At 59.4% G+C, this 20039-nt stretch carries 21 protein-coding genes; 7 read left to right on the plus strand and 14 right to left on the minus strand.

What is annotated here, in order from left to right; translation table 11 throughout:
* The first annotated feature begins 3 nt into the window (after positions 1-3).
* Complete coding sequence (locus tag FHR98_RS07495; RefSeq protein WP_183416024.1) at positions 4-981, plus strand: C45 family autoproteolytic acyltransferase/hydrolase; 978 nt, start codon at positions 4-6, stop codon at positions 979-981.
* 4 nt (positions 982-985) lie between these two features.
* Here the strand turns inward: FHR98_RS07495 and FHR98_RS07500 are convergent, their stop codons facing one another.
* From FHR98_RS07500 to FHR98_RS07515, 4 genes are all read right to left on the minus strand, one after another.
* A complete protein-coding gene (locus tag FHR98_RS07500) occupies positions 986-2215 on the minus strand; it encodes a metal-dependent hydrolase family protein (RefSeq protein ID WP_183416025.1) in 1230 nt (409 codons plus the stop codon).
* Positions 2216-2285: 70 nt separating this feature from the next.
* Positions 2286-4328, minus strand: a complete 2043-nt coding sequence (locus tag FHR98_RS07505) for an NADH:flavin oxidoreductase (protein ID WP_183416026.1) — start codon at positions 4326-4328, stop codon at positions 2286-2288.
* Between the two features lie 22 nt (positions 4329-4350).
* A complete protein-coding gene (locus FHR98_RS07510) occupies positions 4351-6342 on the minus strand; it encodes an oxidoreductase (protein ID WP_183416027.1) in 1992 nt (663 codons plus the stop codon).
* Between the two features lie 24 nt (positions 6343-6366).
* On the minus strand, positions 6367-7905 hold the full coding sequence (locus FHR98_RS07515) for a trimethylamine methyltransferase family protein (protein ID WP_183416028.1): 1539 nt from the start codon (positions 7903-7905) through the stop codon (positions 6367-6369).
* Between the two features lie 110 nt (positions 7906-8015).
* Between FHR98_RS07515 and FHR98_RS07520 the strand changes: the two genes are divergently transcribed.
* A complete protein-coding gene (locus FHR98_RS07520; protein ID WP_183416030.1) occupies positions 8016-8930 on the plus strand; it encodes a LysR substrate-binding domain-containing protein in 915 nt (304 codons plus the stop codon).
* A 2-nt stretch (positions 8931-8932) separates the two neighbouring features.
* Here FHR98_RS07520 and FHR98_RS07525 read toward each other — a convergent pair whose 3' ends face one another.
* Both FHR98_RS07525 and FHR98_RS07530 read right to left on the minus strand, forming a co-directional pair.
* On the minus strand, positions 8933-9751 hold the full coding sequence (locus FHR98_RS07525) for an SDH family Clp fold serine proteinase (protein WP_322091226.1): 819 nt from the start codon (positions 9749-9751) through the stop codon (positions 8933-8935).
* Positions 9752-9867: 116 nt separating this feature from the next.
* Positions 9868-10116 (minus strand): DUF6356 family protein, encoded by a 249-nt coding sequence (locus FHR98_RS07530; protein WP_183416031.1) that lies wholly within the window; start codon positions 10114-10116, stop codon positions 9868-9870.
* A gap of 133 nt (positions 10117-10249) precedes the next feature.
* On the opposite strand from FHR98_RS07530, the gene FHR98_RS07535 reads away from it, so the two are divergent.
* The 3 genes from FHR98_RS07535 to FHR98_RS07545 all read left to right on the plus strand — a co-directional run bounded on the left by FHR98_RS07535 (position 10250) and on the right by FHR98_RS07545 (position 12261).
* Positions 10250-10750: an Lrp/AsnC family transcriptional regulator gene (locus tag FHR98_RS07535; protein ID WP_183416033.1), complete on the plus strand. Its 501-nt coding sequence runs from the start codon at positions 10250-10252 to the stop codon at positions 10748-10750.
* Positions 10747-11343 (plus strand): DUF1134 domain-containing protein, encoded by a 597-nt coding sequence (locus tag FHR98_RS07540; RefSeq protein ID WP_183416035.1) that lies wholly within the window; start codon positions 10747-10749, stop codon positions 11341-11343. Before FHR98_RS07535 ends, FHR98_RS07540 begins: the two co-directional genes overlap by 4 nt.
* 96 nt (positions 11344-11439) lie before the next feature.
* Positions 11440-12261, plus strand: a complete 822-nt coding sequence (locus FHR98_RS07545; protein ID WP_183416037.1) for a mechanosensitive ion channel family protein — start codon at positions 11440-11442, stop codon at positions 12259-12261.
* A gap of 79 nt (positions 12262-12340) precedes the next feature.
* Here FHR98_RS07545 and FHR98_RS07550 read toward each other — a convergent pair whose 3' ends face one another.
* From FHR98_RS07550 to FHR98_RS07560, 3 genes are all read right to left on the minus strand, one after another.
* On the minus strand, positions 12341-12907 hold the full coding sequence (locus FHR98_RS07550; RefSeq protein WP_322091227.1) for a VUT family protein: 567 nt from the start codon (positions 12905-12907) through the stop codon (positions 12341-12343).
* A gap of 112 nt (positions 12908-13019) precedes the next feature.
* On the minus strand, positions 13020-13922 hold the full coding sequence (locus tag FHR98_RS07555) for an amidohydrolase family protein (RefSeq protein ID WP_246377572.1): 903 nt from the start codon (positions 13920-13922) through the stop codon (positions 13020-13022).
* Between the two features lie 144 nt (positions 13923-14066).
* Positions 14067-14507, minus strand: a complete 441-nt coding sequence (locus FHR98_RS07560) for a pseudoazurin (protein WP_183416041.1) — start codon at positions 14505-14507, stop codon at positions 14067-14069.
* Between the two features lie 155 nt (positions 14508-14662).
* On the opposite strand from FHR98_RS07560, the gene FHR98_RS07565 reads away from it, so the two are divergent.
* A complete protein-coding gene (locus FHR98_RS07565; RefSeq protein ID WP_183416043.1) occupies positions 14663-15160 on the plus strand; it encodes a hypothetical protein in 498 nt (165 codons plus the stop codon).
* Positions 15161-15181: 21 nt separating this feature from the next.
* Here FHR98_RS07565 and FHR98_RS07570 read toward each other — a convergent pair whose 3' ends face one another.
* The 4 genes from FHR98_RS07570 to FHR98_RS07585 form a co-directional block, all read right to left on the minus strand.
* Positions 15182-15352, minus strand: coding sequence for a hypothetical protein (locus FHR98_RS07570; RefSeq protein ID WP_183416044.1), 171 nt, complete (start codon positions 15350-15352; stop codon positions 15182-15184).
* Positions 15353-15535: 183 nt separating this feature from the next.
* Positions 15536-16594, minus strand: coding sequence for a TRAP transporter substrate-binding protein (locus tag FHR98_RS07575; protein ID WP_183416046.1), 1059 nt, complete (start codon positions 16592-16594; stop codon positions 15536-15538).
* A gap of 187 nt (positions 16595-16781) precedes the next feature.
* Positions 16782-18104, minus strand: a complete 1323-nt coding sequence (locus FHR98_RS07580) for a TRAP transporter large permease (protein ID WP_183416048.1) — start codon at positions 18102-18104, stop codon at positions 16782-16784.
* On the minus strand, positions 18104-18610 hold the full coding sequence (locus FHR98_RS07585; RefSeq protein WP_183416049.1) for a TRAP transporter small permease subunit: 507 nt from the start codon (positions 18608-18610) through the stop codon (positions 18104-18106). The genes FHR98_RS07580 and FHR98_RS07585 overlap by 1 nt, the downstream gene beginning before the upstream one ends.
* 405 nt (positions 18611-19015) lie before the next feature.
* Here FHR98_RS07585 and FHR98_RS07590 point away from each other — a divergent pair, with 405 nt between their 5' ends.
* Positions 19016-19510: a thermonuclease family protein gene (locus FHR98_RS07590; RefSeq protein ID WP_221205775.1), complete on the plus strand. Its 495-nt coding sequence runs from the start codon at positions 19016-19018 to the stop codon at positions 19508-19510.
* A gap of 13 nt (positions 19511-19523) precedes the next feature.
* On the opposite strand, the gene FHR98_RS07595 is transcribed toward FHR98_RS07590, so the two are convergent.
* Positions 19524-19955 carry a PACE efflux transporter gene (locus tag FHR98_RS07595; protein WP_183416050.1) on the minus strand — a complete coding sequence of 144 codons (432 nt, stop codon included), beginning with the start codon at positions 19953-19955 and terminating at the stop codon, positions 19524-19526.
* Positions 19956-20039: the final 84 nt, after the last annotated feature.

A 20039-nucleotide genomic window follows, 5' to 3' on the forward strand; every position in this document is an offset into this window, starting at 1 on the left:
GCAATGCGTTTCGAGTTCCAATCCATCGACGAGGCCTATCCGGGCACCAAGTGGCAGACGGTCTTCAACAGCCTCTGGCCTGCCTATAAGGCTTGGTTCCTGTCGCAAGGATTGGAGCAGCGCGCGACCTATCTGGAATGCCGGGAGGCCGTACAGCGCTACCTGCCGCGCTTTCTCGGCACCTATGATCTGCTGGTCGAACTGGCGGGCGGCAGCGACCTTGCCGCCCGTTTCCTGAGTCTTTGGAAACCGCCCGCCTATATCGCCGGTTGCTCCCAGGTGGTATGGCCGGGTGACGAACCTGTTCTGATTCGCAATTACGATTACGCCCCGCAGGCCTGCGACGGTATTATCCTGCGATCGGCCTGGAACGGCATGAAGGTCATAGCCATGCTGGATTCCATGTCCGGCACGCTGGATGGGGTGAACGAGGCGGGCCTGGCGGTCAGCCTGACTTTCGGCGGCAGGCGCGTCGTGGGAGAGGGATTCGGCGCCCCGATGATCGTACGCTACATTTTAGAGTTCTGCGAAACGGCGGAGGAAGCCCGCCGGGTTCTGGAAGCCGTGCCCTCCTTCATGGCGCACAATGTCACGCTGGTGGATCGAAAGGGCCGTTTCCTGACTGCCTTTCTGTCGCCGGATCGCCGGGCCGTCATTCGGCAGGTTCCCATTGCGACCAATCATCAAGGCGAGGTCGAGTGGCATAACCACGCCCGCGCAACGGCTACCCTGCAACGGGAGAACTTCCTGTCGTTTCGCCTGTCGGAGTCCGACACCACGCCGGAAAAACTGGCGGATGCCTTCCTGCAACCGCCACTCTACACCCGTGCCTACGATGAAGGCTTCGGCACCATATATACAGCCGTCTACTACCCGCAAAGAGGCAAAGCGCTCTACAAATGGTGGGGCGCAACCCTGGAGTTATCCTTCAACCGCTTCAGTGAAACGATGGTCCCGATCATCTTTCAGAAACGAGCCTAGCCTCTTACTCCGCCGCCTGACGCAAAACCTCTCCATCGGCTCGTCGGTCCAGCGCCACTCGGCCGTTCTTCATGATCAGCAGATGGTTGGATTGATCGGCCGCGCGGTTGATATCCGATAGCGGGTCACCGCTCACCAGCAGCAAATCGGCCGCGAATCCCTCCGCCAAGCAGCCCCGGTCTTCCAACCGCATCAACTCGCTGCCGTTGCGGGTGCCGATCAACAAGGCGTCCTTGGGTGAGATGCCGATCGTCTCGACCATGTACTTCAACTCCTGAGCATTTTCGCCATGTCTGTTAAAGGGCGTGCCGGCATCGGTACCCATGGCGATCTTGCCGCCCGCGGCGTAATAAGTCTTGATCGATTCTTTTTGAGTTTCCGCCCACTTGCGGGCTTTTTCCAGCGCATAGGCGGGAATGCCGCGGTTGTCATTGCTGACGATGTTCCAAAGCGCCGCTAGCGTCGGCACGACGAAGGTTCCACGTTCCAACATCAGCTCAATGCAGGTCTCGGTCAGGCAAAAGCCATGCTCGATGGAATCAATACCGCCCCTGACCGCATTGAGAATGCCCTGCTCGCCCTGGGCGTGGCTGGCGCAATGGCGATGGAAGCGATGCGCCTCGCCAATTCCGGCAGCCATCTCCTCTTCTGTGTAGTGGGCATCTTCGGGGTTAACCCCTGGCGTCATCACGCCGCCGGTCGCCATGATCTTCACCAGATCGCTACCTGCGTGAATCTGTTCACGCACCGCCTTGATGACCTCGTCCACACCGTCGGCGATACGGCCCCAACGGTTTCCGTGTCCGCCGGTCATGCAAATGATGCGGCCGGACGCCATGATCGTCGGCCCAAGCTGAATGCCTGAGTTACAGGCATCACGGACCGCGAACTCCAGAAACTCCTTGCCGCCGCAGTCACGGATGGAGGTGATACCACCCTTGAGCGTCGCTTGTGCGTGCTGCAATGCGCGCATGGTCAATTGGCCGGGCTTCAGTTTCTCTGCCGCGGTACCGGGGTCCGCCTCGCCACCCAAACAGAGATGCACGTGACAATCGATCAATCCGGGCAGCAAGCTTGCATCCTTTGTATCGACCCGCTGCCCAGCAAAGCCTTCGAACTCCGCCAAGGGTGCGATACGCACGATTCGACCCCTATCGACCAACAACCCGTGGCCGCTCAACATTTCGCCATTCGGCGCAAAGACATTGCCGCCGCTAAATAGTACGCCGCTCATCGCCAGCTCCTTGGAAATCATCAAACCGATTCTGAAACTATGCCGCGCCCGGCACCGCTTGGCAAAGCGATCAGAAAGTCATACAGAGTCTAAGGCCATCGTAGATGGCAGCATGGATGTTGCGGCTGGCGACGGCATCGCCGATACGGAACAGCTGAAAGTCGCCGTCCGGGTTGCGGGTCACGCACTGGGGTTGGATAGCGACAAAGGCAGCCATATCGAGCTCCCCCAGATTGCGGGACAGCGGCTTCAACTCAAAATAGAGATCTTCAAGCGGCAAGGTCCCGTGCTCGACCACGACTTGGTCCACCTCGCGCTCGACAATCCGGTCAGAGTAGTCGCTTCCCAAGGACGCCAGCAGCCCGTTGCCCGAACGCCGAACGGCGATCAGACGCGTGTTGATGGTGACACGCACGTCGCACTCGGAAAAACAGCGAGCGTAAGGAACATGATTCAGGCCGCCAATCTCGGGCGCGAAAAAGCGCTCTGGGCTGACCAACTCCAGTTTGGACCCTGCTTGGGCTATGAATTCCGCCGCTTCCATGCCCGGGTGCCCGCCATTGTCGTCGAACAGCAGCACTCGCTCGCCCGGCTTCACGTCACCCGCCAGGATATCCCACGACGTGACTACCAGATCTCCACCTTCCGCCAACCAACCGGTGTCAGGCAAACCGCCAGTGGCGATCACCACAATGTCCGGCGTCTCACCCAGCACATCCTCGCGCTCGGCCCAGGTATTGAAACGGAAGGTAACCCCGAGACGTTCGCATTGGGCCAGGCGCCAGTCGGCAATGCCGATCAGTTCCGAACGGCGTTTGAGTTGCGCGGCCAGGCGCACCTGGCCGCCCGGTTTGTCGGCAGCCTCAAAGACCACCACCTCATGGCCACGTTCGGCCGAAGCACGGGCCGCCTCCAATCCTGCCGGACCGGCGCCGACGATCACGACTTTCCTCTTTGGCCCATCCGATCGCCTCAGAACGTGGGGCAGACTCGCCTCGCGTCCCGTCGCTGGATTGTGGATGCAAAGCGCCTCGTGCCCCTCGTAAATGCGGTCCAGGCAATAGGTGGCGCCGACGCAGGGACGAATTTCCTCCTCACGCCCTTCCGCCACCTTCCTGGCGATATGCGGGTCGGCAAGATGCGCGCGGGTCATGCCAACCATGTCAAGTTTGCCCTCGGCGATGGCATGACGGGCGGTGGCCACATCGGCGATACGAGCGGCGTGGAAAACCGGGAACTTGGTAATCTCCCGCACCTCTCCCGCGAAATCGAGATGGGGGGCCGAAGCCATCCCCTGAATCGGAATCACCTTTGAAAGCGCGGCATCTGTCTCGATGTGCCCCCGGATCAGGTTCAGAAAGTCGATACGGCCGCTGGCAACCAGCCGCTGCGCGATCTCCACGCCCTCTTCCCTGCTGAGGCCCTTGTCCCAATCCTCGTCGGCAACCAAGCGCAGGCCGACGATGAAATCCGTCCCAACGGCCGCGCGAATTGCCGCCAGAACCTCATGCGTAAATCGCAAACGATTATCCAGGCTGCCGCCGTAGGCATCGTCACGCTGGTTGGTCGCCGGAGACCAGAAGCCGTCCATCAGATGACCGTAGGCTTCCAGTTCGATGCCGTCCAAGCCGGCTTCTTGCATGCGCTGAGCCGCGGCCGCGTACTCCTTGGTAATGCGTTCGAGGTCCCAGTCCTCCGCAGTCTTGGGAAAGGCCCTGTGGGCAGGCTCGCGAATTGGCGACGGCGCCAGAACCGGTAGCCAATCCGAATGGTTCCAGTTGGTTCGGCGGCCTAGATGCGTCAATTGAATCATGACGGCAGCGCCTTCGGCATGACAGTCATCCGTCAGGCGTTTCAGCCAAGGTACGATCTCGTCCTTGTAAGCATGAAGATTCCCGAAGGCTGCCGGGCTGTCCGGGGACACAATGGCAGAGCCCGCCGTCATCGTCAGGGCGATCCCACCTTTCGCTTTTTCAAGATGGTAGAGTCGGTAACGGTCGGTCGGCAAACCGTCTTCGGAATAGGCAGGCTCGTGCGAGGTGCTCATGATCCGGTTGCGCAGCGTCAGGTGCTTTAGTTGATAGGGTTGCAGCAGCGGGTCGTTCTCACGCATGCCGTCCTTCTCCTTCGTGTCGTTAAAGTTCCAGCGCCAGCTTGCGACCTTCGTAGATGGCCATCACAGCCAATCGAGGGGCAACAGCATCGCCGATGGAGTGGATTTCGTAGTCGCCACCTTGCCCCGCCAAGGCATCGCCTAACCAGCGTTGCGATTCGTTGGTGCAACCCAGCACCAGCGCATCGGCTTCGACAACCTGACGCTCGGTATCACGCAAATCCATGATCTCGACGGCATCACCACGCCACTCGGTGATAACCGAATCGCCCAGTGTTTTCACACCCAATTGCTTCAGGCGCTGGCGCAGCGGCCAGTCTGTCGCGGTCCGCACCAGTTCCCATCCCGTCATGGCATGGCGCGTCACAATAGTGACCTCATGCCCCTGCTCGGCTAGATGCCAAGCCGTCCCGGCGGCATGCCAATGGCCGATATCGTCAAGCACAACAACGTGTTTACCGGGCCGTGCATTGCGGCTCATTACATCCTCGACCGACCAGACGTTCCCCTTCTCAATGCCGGGGATGCGCTCGACATCCGGTATACCGCGCTGAAAACCGCGCTCATCGGGCAACGACCCAGTCGCCAGGACCACGACATCCAGTGCAAATCCATCTATATCGTCTGCATCGATGAAACAGTTGCGGCGCACCTCGACCTGCAGCTTGGCAAGCTGCGTCTCATACCATTGTATGTAATCCAGTATCTGCGCCCGGCGCGGCTGCAGGCCGGCTAGACGGAAACGACCGCCCAGTTCCGGCGCAGCCTCGCAAAGGGTCACCGAATGACCCCGCTCGGCTGCAACGCGCGCCGCTTCCAGCCCGGCGGGGCCGCCGCCGACCACCAGGACCCGTTTTGGGTTCTCGGCCGGCGTAAAGCGGTCGCCACCCCACTCGAATTCACGGCCTGCCGAAGGATTGATGAGACAGGAAATCCAATAGTCCTTGGATCGTCTTCCCCAGCACATCTGATTGCAGGAGAGACAGGGGCGGACATCCTCCGGCCTGCCTTCACGCGCCTTGTTGGCCATATGGGGATCGGCGATCTGGCCGCGCACGATGGAAACCATATCGGCCTGGCCCGAGGCGATCACATAGTCCGCGTTCTCCGGTGTGCGGATATGGCTCTCTGCCTGGATACGGGTATGCTTGACGACCTGCTTGAGCGCCTCCGCATAGGGTACGCCCAGCTTGTCTTCATAGAGCACCGTCGGCATGAGAGGATAAAAATCGAAATAACTACCGGTGCCGCAGGTCATGTAATCGATCAACGCTCTCTCGTCGTGGTAAGCGGCGATTTCCTGCATAGCTTCAACCGATAGCGAAGCTTTGATGACCGGGTGCATCGATACTGCCATGCCAATGATGAAATCCTCGCCTGTCGCCTTGCGGATGCGGCTGGTGATTTCCGTCGAAAAGCGCATGCGGTTCTCGAAAGAGCCGCCCCAGCGATCGTCGCGCCGGTTGGACCAAGGCGTCCAGAACTGGTCAATCAAGGCATGGTAGGCGGCAAAAAGCTCTATTCCATCGAAACCGCAGACCTGCGCCCTGACGGCTGCGTCGACGTAGCAGCCGATAACCTCCTCGATTTGTGCCCCGGTCATGGCATGACTGCCGTCTGAATCATGGAACGACGGTAGGCCCGAGGGGGACCAACTGGCATGAAAGGAATTATCGAAGTCGCCATGCTGGCCGACGTTGTAGAGCTGGTGAATCATCACCGCTCCTAGATCCTTGCAGGTCTCGGTGATGGCCCTGAAGCCCGGTATGACGGCATCGTCACCCTGGCGAAAGTTACCTCGGGTCAGAATGCCGGAAGCGTGCACCGGCATGGGCTCCACGACGATCATCCCGGCGCCGCCACGTGCGCGCTCCGCGTAGTAGCCAAGGTGCCGCGCTCCAGGCAGGCCCTCCTCCGACATGTTCGCCGTGTGAGCGCCGAAATTTAGGCGCCCGCGCAGTGTCTTGTGGCGTAGTTGCAATGGCTTGAATAGATGAGGAAAGTGCTGGGTCATGACGTCGGTGAACTCCCCGCCCAATCAGTACCAGGCTTCCGGCAGGTCGGCCTTTCGGCGCGCCACGAATTCCCTCAGGGCCTCGTCGACGGCCGGATCTATGGGCGGGGCCTCGTAAGCAGCCAGTATCTCCTTGCAGCGCCGGGCCGCACGGGCCTCTGAACTCAGCGAACCGGCCTCGGCCCACTGCTCAAAGGAATCGTTGTCGGCCATCTCTGCGTCATAGAAGGCCGTACGATAATTACTCAACGTGTGCGCACAGCCCAGGAAATGCTTGCCTACCCCTACTTCGCGAAATGCGTCCAACGCTAGCGCATTATCATCGGTCGCCAAGCCTTTCATCAGCACGTGCATCATGCCGACATGATCGCAGTCGATGATGAACTTCTCGTACCCCATGGTCAGGCCCCCTTCGAGCCAGCCCGCCGCATGCAAAATGAAATTGGCGCCCGACAGCATTGAAGCCATGAGCGAGTCCGAACTCTCCTGCGCCGATTGGGCATCGGCGACCTTGGATGCGGTGAGCGATCCGCCCAAGCGCAGCGGCGCACCCAAACGGCGGGCCAATTGGCCAACGACCATGTAACCAAGCGTCGGCTCGGGCATCCCGAAAGTCGGAGCACCGCTCTTGAGGGACATGGATGACAGGAAGTTGCCAAAAATTACCGGCGCCCCGGGCCGCACGAGTTGCGTCAGGGCGACCCCTACCATCGCCTCCGCCAACGCCTGGGCGATTGCGCCGGTCGTCGTCACCGGCCCCATGGCACCGCCCAGTATGAAAGGTACGACCACGGTGCATTGATTGGCAGCGGCATAAGCCCTGAGCGCGCCAGTCATAGCGCTGTCATATACCAGCGGCGAGTTGACATTGATGTTGCCAAGGATAACGCAGTTCTGGTCTACAAAATCCTCACCGAACGCGAGCTTCGCCATGGCGATGGAATCCGCTGCGCGTTCTGGAATCGTCACCGACCCCATGAAGGGCTTGTCCGAGTAGCGCAGATGCGCATAGACCATGTCCAGGTGCCGGGTGGAAACCGGGATATCAACCGGTTCGCAGATCGTACCGCCGGAATGATTGAGCCACGGAGACGCATAGGCCAGCTTTACGAAGGCTTCGAAGTCCTCCAGCGTGCCGTAGCGCCGCCCGCCATCCAAATCGCGCACGAAAGGCGACCCATAAGCCGGGGAGAAGACCACGTGATCACCGCCGATGATGACGGTGCGCTCCGGGTTACGCGCGTGCTGCTTGAACTGCCGCGGTGTGCTCGCCTGGATAATACCGCGCACCAAACCACGCGGGAACCGGACCCGCTCCCCCTGGACATCGGCCCCCGCTTCGCGCCAAAGACGCAAAGCCTCTTCATCGCCGCGAAAGTCGATCCCGATTTCCTGAAGAATCTGGTCGGCCGCGTCTTCGATCGCGGCCAGCCCTTCCTCTCCCATCAATTCATAGGTGGGAATCTGCCGGGTCAATATGGCTGGAGCCGCAACATCGGCTGGACGCGCCGCCCTTCCCGCTCGACCGCCACCCTCTCGTCTGCGCGCACGCGTTTCACCCATGATCCGGTGTTCCCTCTGGCTTAATGCATTGCCCTTGTTTGTTTGATGCTATAGCTGTCCTGTTGCGCTGTAATCTTGGAAAATTCTGATCTTTCAGATAAAAATGCTTTATGAATAACTTACGTCGGCTTCTTCCCTCCGCCAACGCGTTGCTATCCTTTGAGGCCGCAGCGAGAGCGGGCAGCTTTACCAAAGCCGCAACGGAATTGGGTGTCACACAGGCTGCGGTCAGCTACAGCATACGCCAGATTGAGACGGCGTTGGGCGTCAAACTCTTCACCCGGCAGCACCGGCGCGTCGCGTTGACCGAGACCGGAGAACGCTTCTACCAGGACGTTTCGCTGGGGCTGGCGCATATCCTTCGCTCGGCGGAGGACATTCGGCGTCAGCACGACGATCGCCACATCACCATCTCCGTCTCTACGGCCTTCGCCAGCCACTGGATGGTGCCTCGCCTGGCCGCCTTTCGTCAGGCGCATCCAGACATCGATTTACGTCTGCAAACAACCGACAAGGACATCGATCTGGTCGCAGAGAGCATTACTTTGGGGGTCAGACGCGGATACGGCCAGTGGCCCGGCTGCGGCACAGCTTACTTCGCCGACGAGGAGATACTTCCGCTGTGCAGCCCCGGATACCTTGAGGAAGCAGGCCCGTTCAACTCACTGGATGAACTGGCGGCGGCTAAACTAATTCACCTGGACGAACCTTTTCGGCCACGGCCGAGCTGGCAGGATTGGTTCGCCAACCTTGGTGTTTCCTACCAGGATCGTGGCGATGGACTCCGGTTCAACGACTATGCCCTGGTCATCCAGGCAGCACTCGAAGGACAAGGCGTTGCAATTGGCTGGCGGCACCTGACCGGTAATCTCATCGCACAAGGCAACCTCGTTCCGGCCCGACCGGAGAAGTGGTTGGGCGAACAGGGATTTTATGTGGTTTGGCCGTTCGGCCCATTGGAGAATGAGGATTGCAAGCGCGTACGTGACTGGTTGCTGGACCAGTCACGTCCCTATCGGAAATGACGCTATTTCGGTTGACGCTCATGCGGTGTCGGTAGGTATTCGACACTGGCGCGGCTACGAACCGGCTGCGGAAACAGCTCCATTAATTGGAAAACCTCATCGGGCATGTCATTGGCAATGGGCAGGCCCAACCTTCGCGCTTCGGCCTCGGTGATTGGGTAGTCGTGCGTCCAGCGGCCGCTTGTCAACGTATCGGCAAGCTGCTCGGCCTGTTCAGGCGGCATCTTACCAAGCAATAAATCGAGGACAGACTCGCGGAGTTGGCGAACCGCCTTTTCGGCAATATCAGCCAAAATCAAGGTCTCGTCGTCGACCTCGTCGATCGACTTTGACTGGACCACATTGAGAATGGAAACGGCAGGTTTACCAGCAATCTGCGGATCAACCGGGCCCAACACGGAATGGTGGCACATGACAATCTCGTCCGCTGCCAGAGCCAGGAGCGTACCGCCTGACATGGCGTAGTGCGGCACGTAAACCCGCACCTTACCCTGATGGCGTTGGAGCGCCCGGGCGATCTGTAGCGCTGCCAGCACCAAGCCCCCTGGCGTTTGGAGAATCAAATCGATAGGCATTTTCGGGTCGGTAAGATGGATCGCTCGCAAGACCTGCTCAGAATCCTCCACATCGATGTAGCGCACCAAGGGAAAGCCCAGGAGACGCATGGTCTCCTGCCGGTGCACCAGAAGGATCACACGTGAGCCGCGTTTCTTTTCGAGTTGGGAAATCTTACGTTGCCGCAGAGCCATCAGGACACGTTGCTGCAATACCGGCTGCAGCATGATGACGAGCAGTACGATCCAGAAAAAACCTCCGTCCACACGCCCCTCCGCCGGTTGTTGTCCAAGACAATCAAAACTCTAGGCGAATGACGGCGAATCTGCCAGTCAATGACAGGACGGACACCAATAACCCGGTTTGATAGGTGTTAGAAAAATTAGCTCTGGCGCGCTGCGTAAGCTGTATCGGCGACGGCGTGGCGCGCCCGATTGCGGACCATGCGGTCATGCAGCTCATTGATCATGTGGCTGCCGGTTTTCTCGAAAAGAAAAGGCAAGACCGCATGGATTGCACAAGCCAGGGACGCCAAGAACAACTTCAGCGCAAAACCGGATGCCGTGCCGAAATGCTCACCATAGGTTTCGCTGACGGCGGCTGGATGTGCGGTGAAAAGGCGTCTGATCATCTTCGTGCTCCCCTTGATACTGGAAAACAGCTTAATCAAAAATCCCAGAAAACACTTTCCTATTTTCCTCTATTTTTACTATTTATGTAGTAAATTTTCCCCTTTTTATTTCATAATATGATAATTTTTCCCAATGGATGCCACAGATAAGAGAATCCTGAACCTTCTGCAACGCGATGCCTCGTTGTCGCTCGTTGAATTGGCCGACAGGGTCGGTCTTTCGACTTCGCCATGTTGGCGCCGCATTCAGGCTTTAGAGAAGAGTGGTGTTATAAGGCAGCGCGTAGCCCTGCTGGACCCGGACCGCCTCGGTCTTGGTTTGGCGGCTTTTGTGCGGGTGCGGACGAACCAGCACAACCAGGCTTGGTTTGACAGCTTCGCGACGGCCGTGGAAAAGATCGATGAGATCGTTGAATTCTACCGGATGAGCGGCGATTTGGATTACCTGCTGAAGATCGTCGTTCCGGATATTGCAGGTTACGATGCTGTCTACAAACGTCTGATAGCGAGCGTGGACCTGACTGATGTATCCGCCTCCTTTGTTATGGAGGAGATCAAGGCGACGACCGAGTTGCCGCTGGACTATACCGGTACAAACAACCCCCCAAGTTCTGGAAGTGGAAAAAGACGATGACTAGAGTGCGACGGTTCCTGATGATGCTGGGTCTGATCAGTCTGGTAGCGCTGCCGGGCGTTGCAACGGCGCAGACCAGTGACGCGTCCCAAGAACCCGCGACCGATGACGGCACCTACTCGGAAAACGAAATACTGGAGGAGGCGCGCGGCTTCTTCGGCGCGACGACCGAGGGCCTTGCCGAGATCATCGAGAAAGCTTTCGAGGATAACGGTCGTCCGAACGCCTACATCGTCGGCGAGGAAGCCAGCGGCGCGATTGGCGTCGGTGTTCGCTACGGCGAGGGTACCTTGAACAGCAAGCTACACGGCACCCGCAAGATTTACTGGCAGGGCCCGTCTATCGGATGGGACCTGGGCGGCAATGCCTCACGGGTGTTTACCCTGGTCTACGATCTGCCCAGCTCAGAAGCTATTTTCCAGCGCTTTCCGGGTGTGGAAGGCAGTTTCTACTTCATTGCCGGGTTGGGTGTGAATTATCAACGGGCAGCCGGCATCACCCTGGCGCCGATCCGCACGGGCGTTGGTCTGCGGGCCGGAGCAAACGTCGGCTACCTTCATTACACCAAGGAAAGCTCCTGGATCCCCTTCTGATCGAGGCGTGCCCAACTTAAGGGTGCAGTAAGCGCCCCGTTCCTTTATAAGGCCCGGCGGACCCAACCGCCGGGCTTTATGAATTTAGGAGGGAACATGGAATCCGAAATCAAAGCGGTCGTGGACGAGGTAATCAGCCTAGTCACGCTCTATGGCCTCGACGTCATTGGCGCCATTGTCATCCTTATTGTCGGCCTATTCCTTGCTGGGCGAGCCGACAAGCTAGTACGCCGCATGCTGTCTCGCAGCCCGCGAATCGATGACATGCTACGCAGCTTCTTCGGCAGCCTCGCGCGGTACATCATCATTGCGATGACCGTGATTGCGGTGCTGAATCAGTTTGGCGTACAGACCGCCAGTCTGATTGCGGTTGTCGGTGCTGCCGGTCTGGCCATTGGCCTGGCGCTACAGGGTACGCTCAGCAACGTTGCCGCTGGTGTGATGCTCCTGATCTTCCGGCCTTTCAAGGCGGGTGATTATGTCGAGGTCGGCGGCCGCTCCGGGACGATCAAGGCGCTCGGCCTTTTCGTCACCGAGATGGCGACGCCGGATAATGTCCAGATCATCATTCCAAACAGCCAGGTTTGGGGTTCGGCTGTCGTCAATTACTCTTATCACAAGACCCGCCGTCTGGACCTCGCCCTAGGCATCGCCTACGAGGCCGATATCGGCAAGGCCAAAGCGGCGGTGGAAAACCTGATTGCCGCCGATGCGCGCTGTCATAATGACCCAGCCCCATTGGTCGCGGTCGGCAATTTGGGTGACAGCTCCGTTGATTTCGTGATCCGCATCTGGTGCGACGCCGGTGACTACTGGCCCCTGAAATGGGATATGACCCGGGCCCTGAAAGAGCGCATGGACAAGGAGGGCATCAGCATTCCTTACCCGCAGCGCACCATCCACCAGGCGGCCGAATAACAGGCGCTATGGCGTAAAGAAAAGGGCGGCTCAGGGAAACCGGGCCGCCCTTTTTCGTTTCGATTACCGATCGGCGCCGTCAGGCTGGTTCTTCCAAGCGCAGGCGCGCCGGGTAGTAAGTGACGATCAGGCGGAAGACGGGCAACAACGTCGCCGCCATGAAGAGTTTTGCACCGAAGTCGCCCCAGGCCCAGGTGATCCAGGGCAGACCCGTTCCGGCAAAGGCCAGCGAGAAGAACAACGCTGTATCAACGGCCGAACCGATTACGCTGGAAACCAAAGGCGCTTTCCACCAGACGGCGCGGCGCAACTGGTTGAACACGGAAATATCGAGCATCTGGGCTACAAGGAAGGCGCTTCCCGACGCGATCGCAATGCGCACGTCAACCAGAAGCGAGAGCGCTACGCCGATCACAAAACCCAACGCCACGACCCAACGGGCATTCTTGGCCCCCAGCAGGCGGTTGGTCGTATCGGTGACCAGGAACGCTATCGGATAGCTGATCGCGCCCCAGGTGAGCCAGTCGTTGATCGGATGCTGTACCAATTCGTTCGACAGCACGATGACCAACGCCATCGCAACAAGCGGCGGCAACAAGAGACGGAAGGGAATCCCGGTCGGGTTCATGCCGGATTTGATTGTCACGGTTCTTTGCTCCTGGTTACCCATAGACGCAATTGAATGGATGCGGGGCTATAGGCCCCTACCCCAATCTCTGTCAAGTAAACCTATGACGGCCTCACGCAACCGTGCCTCATCAAAATCCATAGAGTCGCGCTGGATTATCGGTGAAGAGAGCCTGCCGGATCGCCGCATCGGGGCACCAACCCAACACCTCGTTCAACAGCGCCCCGGTGTCCGGCATCACGTCATAGAGCGAGACGTGCGGCCAGTCCGAGCCCCAGACAACACGACTGGGGATTCGCGTTAGAAGCGCTTCGGCCAAAGGTCTGACCTCATCGTGCGGAAGCCCCTTGTCGGTCAGCCGGAAAGCGCCGGATAGCTTGACCCAGGCACGCTCTTCCTCGGCCAACGCGATCATTGATTGGAAAAAGTCCTGATCGGGGCCGAGCGCGGCAGGGAAATGCCCCATATGGTCGAACACTGCTTCGACCGGCAGGCGTCGAATTACCGGCAGAATTTCAGGCAGCATGCGGATATCGATCAGGAACTGCGCGTGCCACCCGAGAGGGGCGACCTTTGCCGCCAGCCGCTCCAGAGCTTCCATATGCACGCCGCCCTTGAACAGCAGATTGATTCTGAAGCCCCGCGCACCCGCTTCGTGCATGCACTCCAGTTCGGCTTCGGAAATATCGGCGGGAATCACCACAACGGCGCGCAAACGGTCCTGGCGGGGCCCGACGGTCTCCAGCAACAAGCGGTTATCGGTCCCGTGTACGCTGACATTCACCAATACGCCGCGATCCATCTGCAAGCGGTCAAGCATCGCAAGATAGGATTCGGGCGAGGCAACCGGCGGTGTGTAGGTCCGGTCTTCCACCATGGGGAATCGGTCGAAAGGACCGATGACGTGGCAGTGGGTGTCGCAGGCACCCTTGGGAAGGGCGATCTTGGGAGCCTCGAGGGCGGTTAGCGGTCCGAGGCATAGAGGCGCGGGCTTTATCGCAGGCAAGGGGCCGATCTCTCCTGAAGTCGTCAAAGATTCCGCCTGAGCGGGAAAGCAGGAAGTATGACAAGGACGAAAGCGGGAGAGAAGCATGAGCCACGCATGGCAGCCCTTCCCACAGGCTGCAATCGGCCAGGACCGTGGCTACAGTCCACCACGGTCCCACAACCGATCAGATCAAAGGCCGCTCAACAGGTCGCTGAAAACCTGCTTTGCCTTTCCGGGCGCGGCGCCAGTTTCGGCTTTAACGGCCTCCAGGTTGGAGATGTCATCACCAACCACTACGACACCGACCATGCCCAGCGCATAGTGTGGAAGACACTTGTAGGTATAGACGCCAGGTGCTTCGAAGGTTACCTCCTCGGTCTTGCTGAGTTTGGTCTTGAAGGGCGTGGCGCCATCCGGCAGCGCGTCGTCCAGCGACTGTGCATTGTGTCCCTTGCTGGTGGCCACGAAGCGGATGGTGTCGCCCGGCGCAATCTTGATAACCGCCGGCGAGAAAACGTTGCGGGCGCCATCCGATCCCTTGTTCAACATCTCCACCTCGTAAGTCTCTGCAAAGGCCGGGCCTGCGAGGGCAACGGCAAACACAAACGCCAAACTCAGTTTCTTGATCATGGCAAAGCTTCTCCTCTATGGGTCATTTGCATGGCTGACATAGGCGGTGGAATCCCAGGACCAAGGCTGGCGAGGCGATCCGCCGCAGCTCTGCCGGTCCTGGCGGCAAGACGGCGAATCCTCTAGTCTGTAGAAATCAATTCAAGGGGTTGAAGATGCCTGTCGAAACGACACTGAGACAACGGCTGGCGCCTTTGGCAGCGATCTGTGTTCTGCTTCTAACGGCAGCCTGCAGCACAACCACTGAATCCGTGATCATGCCCGGGGCCGAAGAGCTGGAGCCTTCGCTGACGGCCAAACTCCTATGCAACGGAAACTGCAGCCTGCTGGTGCGCCTTGAAGACCGAGCAAAGCTGTCGGGAGAGCCGCTATGGGATAGCCAGGGCGTGGTGCTCGTGCCTGGTGGTTACAATTTGTCGGTCCTGTGGAAGCCAAGGGGATACTTCGGTGGCGAGGCCTACACCACGGACTTCGGAAGCTTCTGGATCGAGGTCGGCGAGACCTTCGTGGTCAAGCGCTGCGACTATGAGGAACGTAGCGACAAAGAGTCAGCCTCGTTCGTGGCTTACCGGGTCTTCTGGATAGAAAACGCCGACAGTGGTGAGATCATACGTGACTGGCCGGGGCACGGCACCAGCGAAGGGTGCAGGTAGTACGGCACACTCGGTAGCGTCTTAGAAACCGCCCAAAAGCCCGCCAGCCTTGGCGAACCCGATCGTGAAGGTCAACAGGGTCGAGAGGCACACAAGCGTTGCAATCAATAGTGCACCCACGCCCTTGTACCGGATTTCGAGGCGCTGAATGCGAGTTGCACGCGCCACTTCCTGATAAATCTCACTTCGCATTGTCATCTCCATCAAACCGACGAAACCGCCGATAGACACAATTTGAAGCGAAAATATTTAAGAATTTCCTAAAACACCGCCGGTATTCTGTCCTCTGTAAGGTTCTCCGCTCATCCCTACAGCAAAAAGGCGGCCGGGCAATCGCCCGTGCCGCCTTCGCTCTTGCTGGCCGCGAGGACCCCCTTAGCTGTAACGATAAGGGCGGCCGGCCTTTTCCATGGCGTCGTTGTATTCGCGGATGATCTTGATAACCCGCGCGTTTCGCTCGCTCTCCGCGGCAATCTCATCCCAGAAATTACGGGCCTCGGCTTCCACCTTCGCCCATTCGGCATCGGGGATGGTGGTGAGCTTCAACTTGTCACCGAAAACGCGCAGCTTGGCTTCGCCGCCCCAGTACCAGTACTGGCGATAGTAGTGCGAACTGTCCATGCAGAGCTTGAACAGCTCCTTCAGGTGGTCGGGCAGCTCTTTCCAACGGTCGCTGTTGGCGAAGTACGAGCCGACCCAGGCCCCCGAGATATTGTTGGTCAGGAAGTAGTTGGTTACGTCCGCCCAACCGACCGTGTAGTCCTCGGTGATGCCGGACCAGGCGATGCCGTCCAGTTCACCGGTCTGCACGGCAACCTCGATATCCTCCCAAGGCAGCGTCACCGGGACCACCCCAAAGCGAGACAGGAAGCGGCCGGCCGTCGGGAAGGTGAAGACGCGCTTGCCTTTCAGATCCTCAAGGCTGTTGATCGGGTCCTTTGTGTTGAAATGGCAAGGATCCCAGGCGCCCGCCGACAACCAGGTCACGCCTTCGACCTCGCTATAGGCCTCCTCCCAGATCTCGCGCAGACCCCACTCGTTGAACAGCACGGGTACGTCCAGGCTGTAGCGGGTCGCGAAGGGGAAGTATCCGCCGAACACCGAGATATCGACCGGTGCGGCAATCGAATCGTCGTCCGACTGCACCGCGTCGATGGTGCCGTTCTGCATGGCGCGGAACAGCTCGCCTGTCGGAACCAACTGATCGGCGAAGTAAAGCTCGATCTCCATCTCGCCGTTCGCCACCTTGTTGAAGGCATCAATCGACGGCTTGATGACGTGCTCGGCCAGGGCAGCACCCGCGTAGGTTTGCAAGCGCCACTTGATCTTGCTTTGCGCCCTTACCGCAGGTGCGGGAAAGCTGGAGGCCGCGGCGACCGCGCCGACGGCACCTGCCGCACCTGCTTTTTTGAGGAAATCGCGTCTATTCGTCATGTTTTATCTCCCTTGTCCAATGAGCGGCCTTGTGATCAACCGCCTGGTTTGAAGATCTTTCCACCCCTTTCGATAGGCCTCACGCGAAGCGGTTTCGTCAGGGGGGCCGCAACGTACTCTACAGTTTTGCCTCCTATACCCTTGAACCACCAGAAAAATGATTTCGCCTGCGACCAAACGGCCTGCCCTAATAGCCGTAATGTTGCCCGGGCAGCCAAAGTGCGATCTGCGGGAACAGCATTACCAGCGCCAGCGCCAGCATCATCACGAACACGAACGGAATGATGGATACGTAGATGTCCTTCAAGCCGATTTCCGGCGGCGCCATGGCCCGCATCAGGAAGAGGTTGTAGCCGAAGGGCGGCGTCATGTAGGCAATCTGGCAGGTGATGGTGTAGAGCACCCCGTACCAGATCAGATTGAACCCCAGCGCATCGACCAGCGGCACATAAAGCGGCGCCACGATCACCAGCATCGCCGTATCGTCCAGGAAGGTCCCCATCAGGAGGAAAGAAAGCTGCATCAGGATCAAGACTTCCCAGGGACCCAGCGCCAGTTGGCCGATGAAGAAACCCTCGATGGCCTTGACCGCACCCAGGCCGTCAAAGACAGCACCAAAGCAGAGCGCGGCCAGGATGATCCACATGAACATGCAGCTGATGCCCAGCGTCTTGCGCAGGGTCGCCTCCATGACCGTGTAGTTGAGACGCCCCTTGATCAGGGCCGCCAGCGTGGCCGTCACCGCCCCCACCGCCGAGCTTTCCACAAGACTGGTGACGCCCATCAGGAACAGGCCGGTCATGCAAAAGAAGATCAGCAGCGGCAGGATGCCCGCCCGCAGCAGGCGCAGCTTCTGGGCAAAGGGGATATTGCGTTCCTGCTCGGCCAACGCGGGTCCAAGCTGCGGCTGGAACCAGCAGCGCACCACGATGTAGAGGATGAACAGCCCGGCCATCATCAGGCCCGGGAACACGCCTGCCAGCCAGAGCTGACCCACCGGCTGGCGCGCGATCATGCCATAAAGCACCAGCACCACGCTGGGCGGCACCAGGATGCCCAGCGAACTACCGGCCTGGATAACGCCGGTCACCATGATCTTGTCGTAGCCCCGGCGCAAAAGCTCCGGCAGGGCGATACTGGCGCCAATGGCCATGCCCGCCACGCTCAACCCGTTCATGGCCGAGACCGCGACCATCAACAGCACCGTACCGATGGCAAGGCCGCCGTTCAGCGGCCCCATCCAGACATGGAACATCTTGTAGAGGTCGTCGGCGATCCCCGATTCCGACAGCATGTAACCCATGTAGACGAACAGCGGCAGGGTCAGCAGCGGGTACCACTTCATCAGCTTCATGGCCGCCGAAAAGCCCATCTCGGACCCACCCTCGCCCCAAAGCGCCAAGGCCGCCACCACGGCGATGAAGCCGATGGCCGCGAAGACGCGCTGGCCGGTCAACAGCATCAGCATCATCGAGGAGAACATTAGCAAAGCGATCACTTCGTAGCTCATCAGAGCTCTTCCCCCCGCAGCTTGGCGATGTCCTTGATGAACATGGCAATGGCCTGCAGCAACATCATGAAGATGCCGATGCACATGATGATCTTGATGGGCGCCATGTAGGGCCGCCAGGCTGAATAGCTGCGCTCGCCGTACTGGAGCGCATAACCGCTGCTCGACAGGCCACCCCACAGCAGCAGCGCCAGATAAAAGATCAAAAACAGGATGGTGATGACGTCGACCTGGGTCTTGGTGCGGTCGGACCAAGCGCCATACAGAAGGTCCATGCGAACATGCTCGCCGAGCTGCATGGAATAAGGCCCGCCCAGCAGGAAATAACCGACCATCAGGAACTGTGCCATCTCCAGCGTCCAAAGTGGCGGGATGGCGACCGTCTTCATGATCGAGGAGTAAAGCAGGACCCCCATCATCGCAAAGATCAACAACATCGTGATGCGCCCGACGATGCGGTTGACCGCTTCGACGTAGCGCACGAAGAGTCTGACAGCTTTCGGCATTCACGCTCCCTTTGACCGGCCTCGGCCGCCCGAAATCCGTGGCAAACCTGGCCTAAAGCGAAACCCTGTTCCTTCTACCTCTTTTCGATGGGCGAGCCCCGTTCAAGCGGAACTTCCCGCGGACGCTACCCGGCCTCCCCCCTTCCCGCTCCAACGCGCCGCGCGGCGAAACTTTGCGGCCATGAAATCAGTTCGCGTCAAGCGCCAACAGGTGATCCGGGTACCGTCTGAATCCCAATCGTGATGACAGGTTAGTTTCAAAGGCTCGACGGGTCGAGACTCAAAACCGATCGCAACCGCGCCACTGCGACGATCAGACCACGAAGGCACCTCAATTACATTCTGGTACACACTCTAAGGTCGTAGTATTTTAATTTGCTACACGCGTAACTTGGGTTTTTCTGAATGCGATCGATACGGTGCGGCGCGCAGGTGGCGCGCTCTTTCCTGTCAGCTTTGGCGCTGGCGTCTCTCTTGATGGGGTTGGCGGCAACATCCGGCGTTGCCCGGGCGGGCGATCCGCCGGTGGGAACCCCCAGCCGTATTTCCGGGTATGTCACCCATGTGCGCGACGGCGACACCTTCGAGGTGGCGCGAGTACCCGTCCGCTTCAGCGGAATCTCCGCACCGGAGCTTTCCGAGCCATACGGCCAGCAGTCCAAGAACGCCATGCGCGGTCTGGTCGCGGGCCAGCAGGTGATCTGCGATCTTACCGGGCGCAAGACCTATGACCGCTGGGTGGGAGATTGCTTCCTGGCCGACGGCACGGACCTCTCCGTCGCCATCGTGGCGCTTGGCCTTGCCCGCGACTGCCCGCGCTATTCGGGCGGCCTCTACGAGCCCTTCGAAACCGAACGCAGCAAACGCCTTCCCTTCCCAGGATACTGCAAACCAAAATGACGATGGATTCCTCTCACACCCGCGCTTTGGCAGAGTGCGGAATGGGGAAGATCACGTCGTAGGCCCAGTTGAAGACGAAGGCGTAAACCAGATAGAAAAGGGCAAAGGAAACGTCCATCAGGAAGGCCTGCAGCAAGGTGATGCCCAGGTACCAGGCGATGAAAGGCAAGAGAACCAGTAGCATTCCGAACTCGAACAGCACCGCGTGGAAGACGCGGATCGCCACTGATTTTCGCGGGCTGCCGGTGAGCCGCAACATGGCGTGGTCAAACAGCAGGTTGTAGAGGTAGTTCCAGGCCGTCGCCAGCAGCGAGCTGACCAACGCGACGAGGCCGATGGCATGCATCGGTTGGTCAAAACCCCAGGCGGCTACGGGGGTCACGATGATAAGGCCGATGACCTCGAAACACACGGCATGGCGGATACGGTCGCGAACGCTACGCAAGGGAGTTTCTCCCACTTTGTCCTACGGGTCGTCCCGCCTTCAGTTTCCCGGGCCGGGGGAGGTCGTCCTCGCTTTGGGCCCCGT

The sequence above is a fragment of the Limibacillus halophilus genome (assembly GCF_014191775.1).
Classification (GTDB): domain Bacteria; phylum Pseudomonadota; class Alphaproteobacteria; order Kiloniellales; family CECT-8803; genus Limibacillus; species Limibacillus halophilus.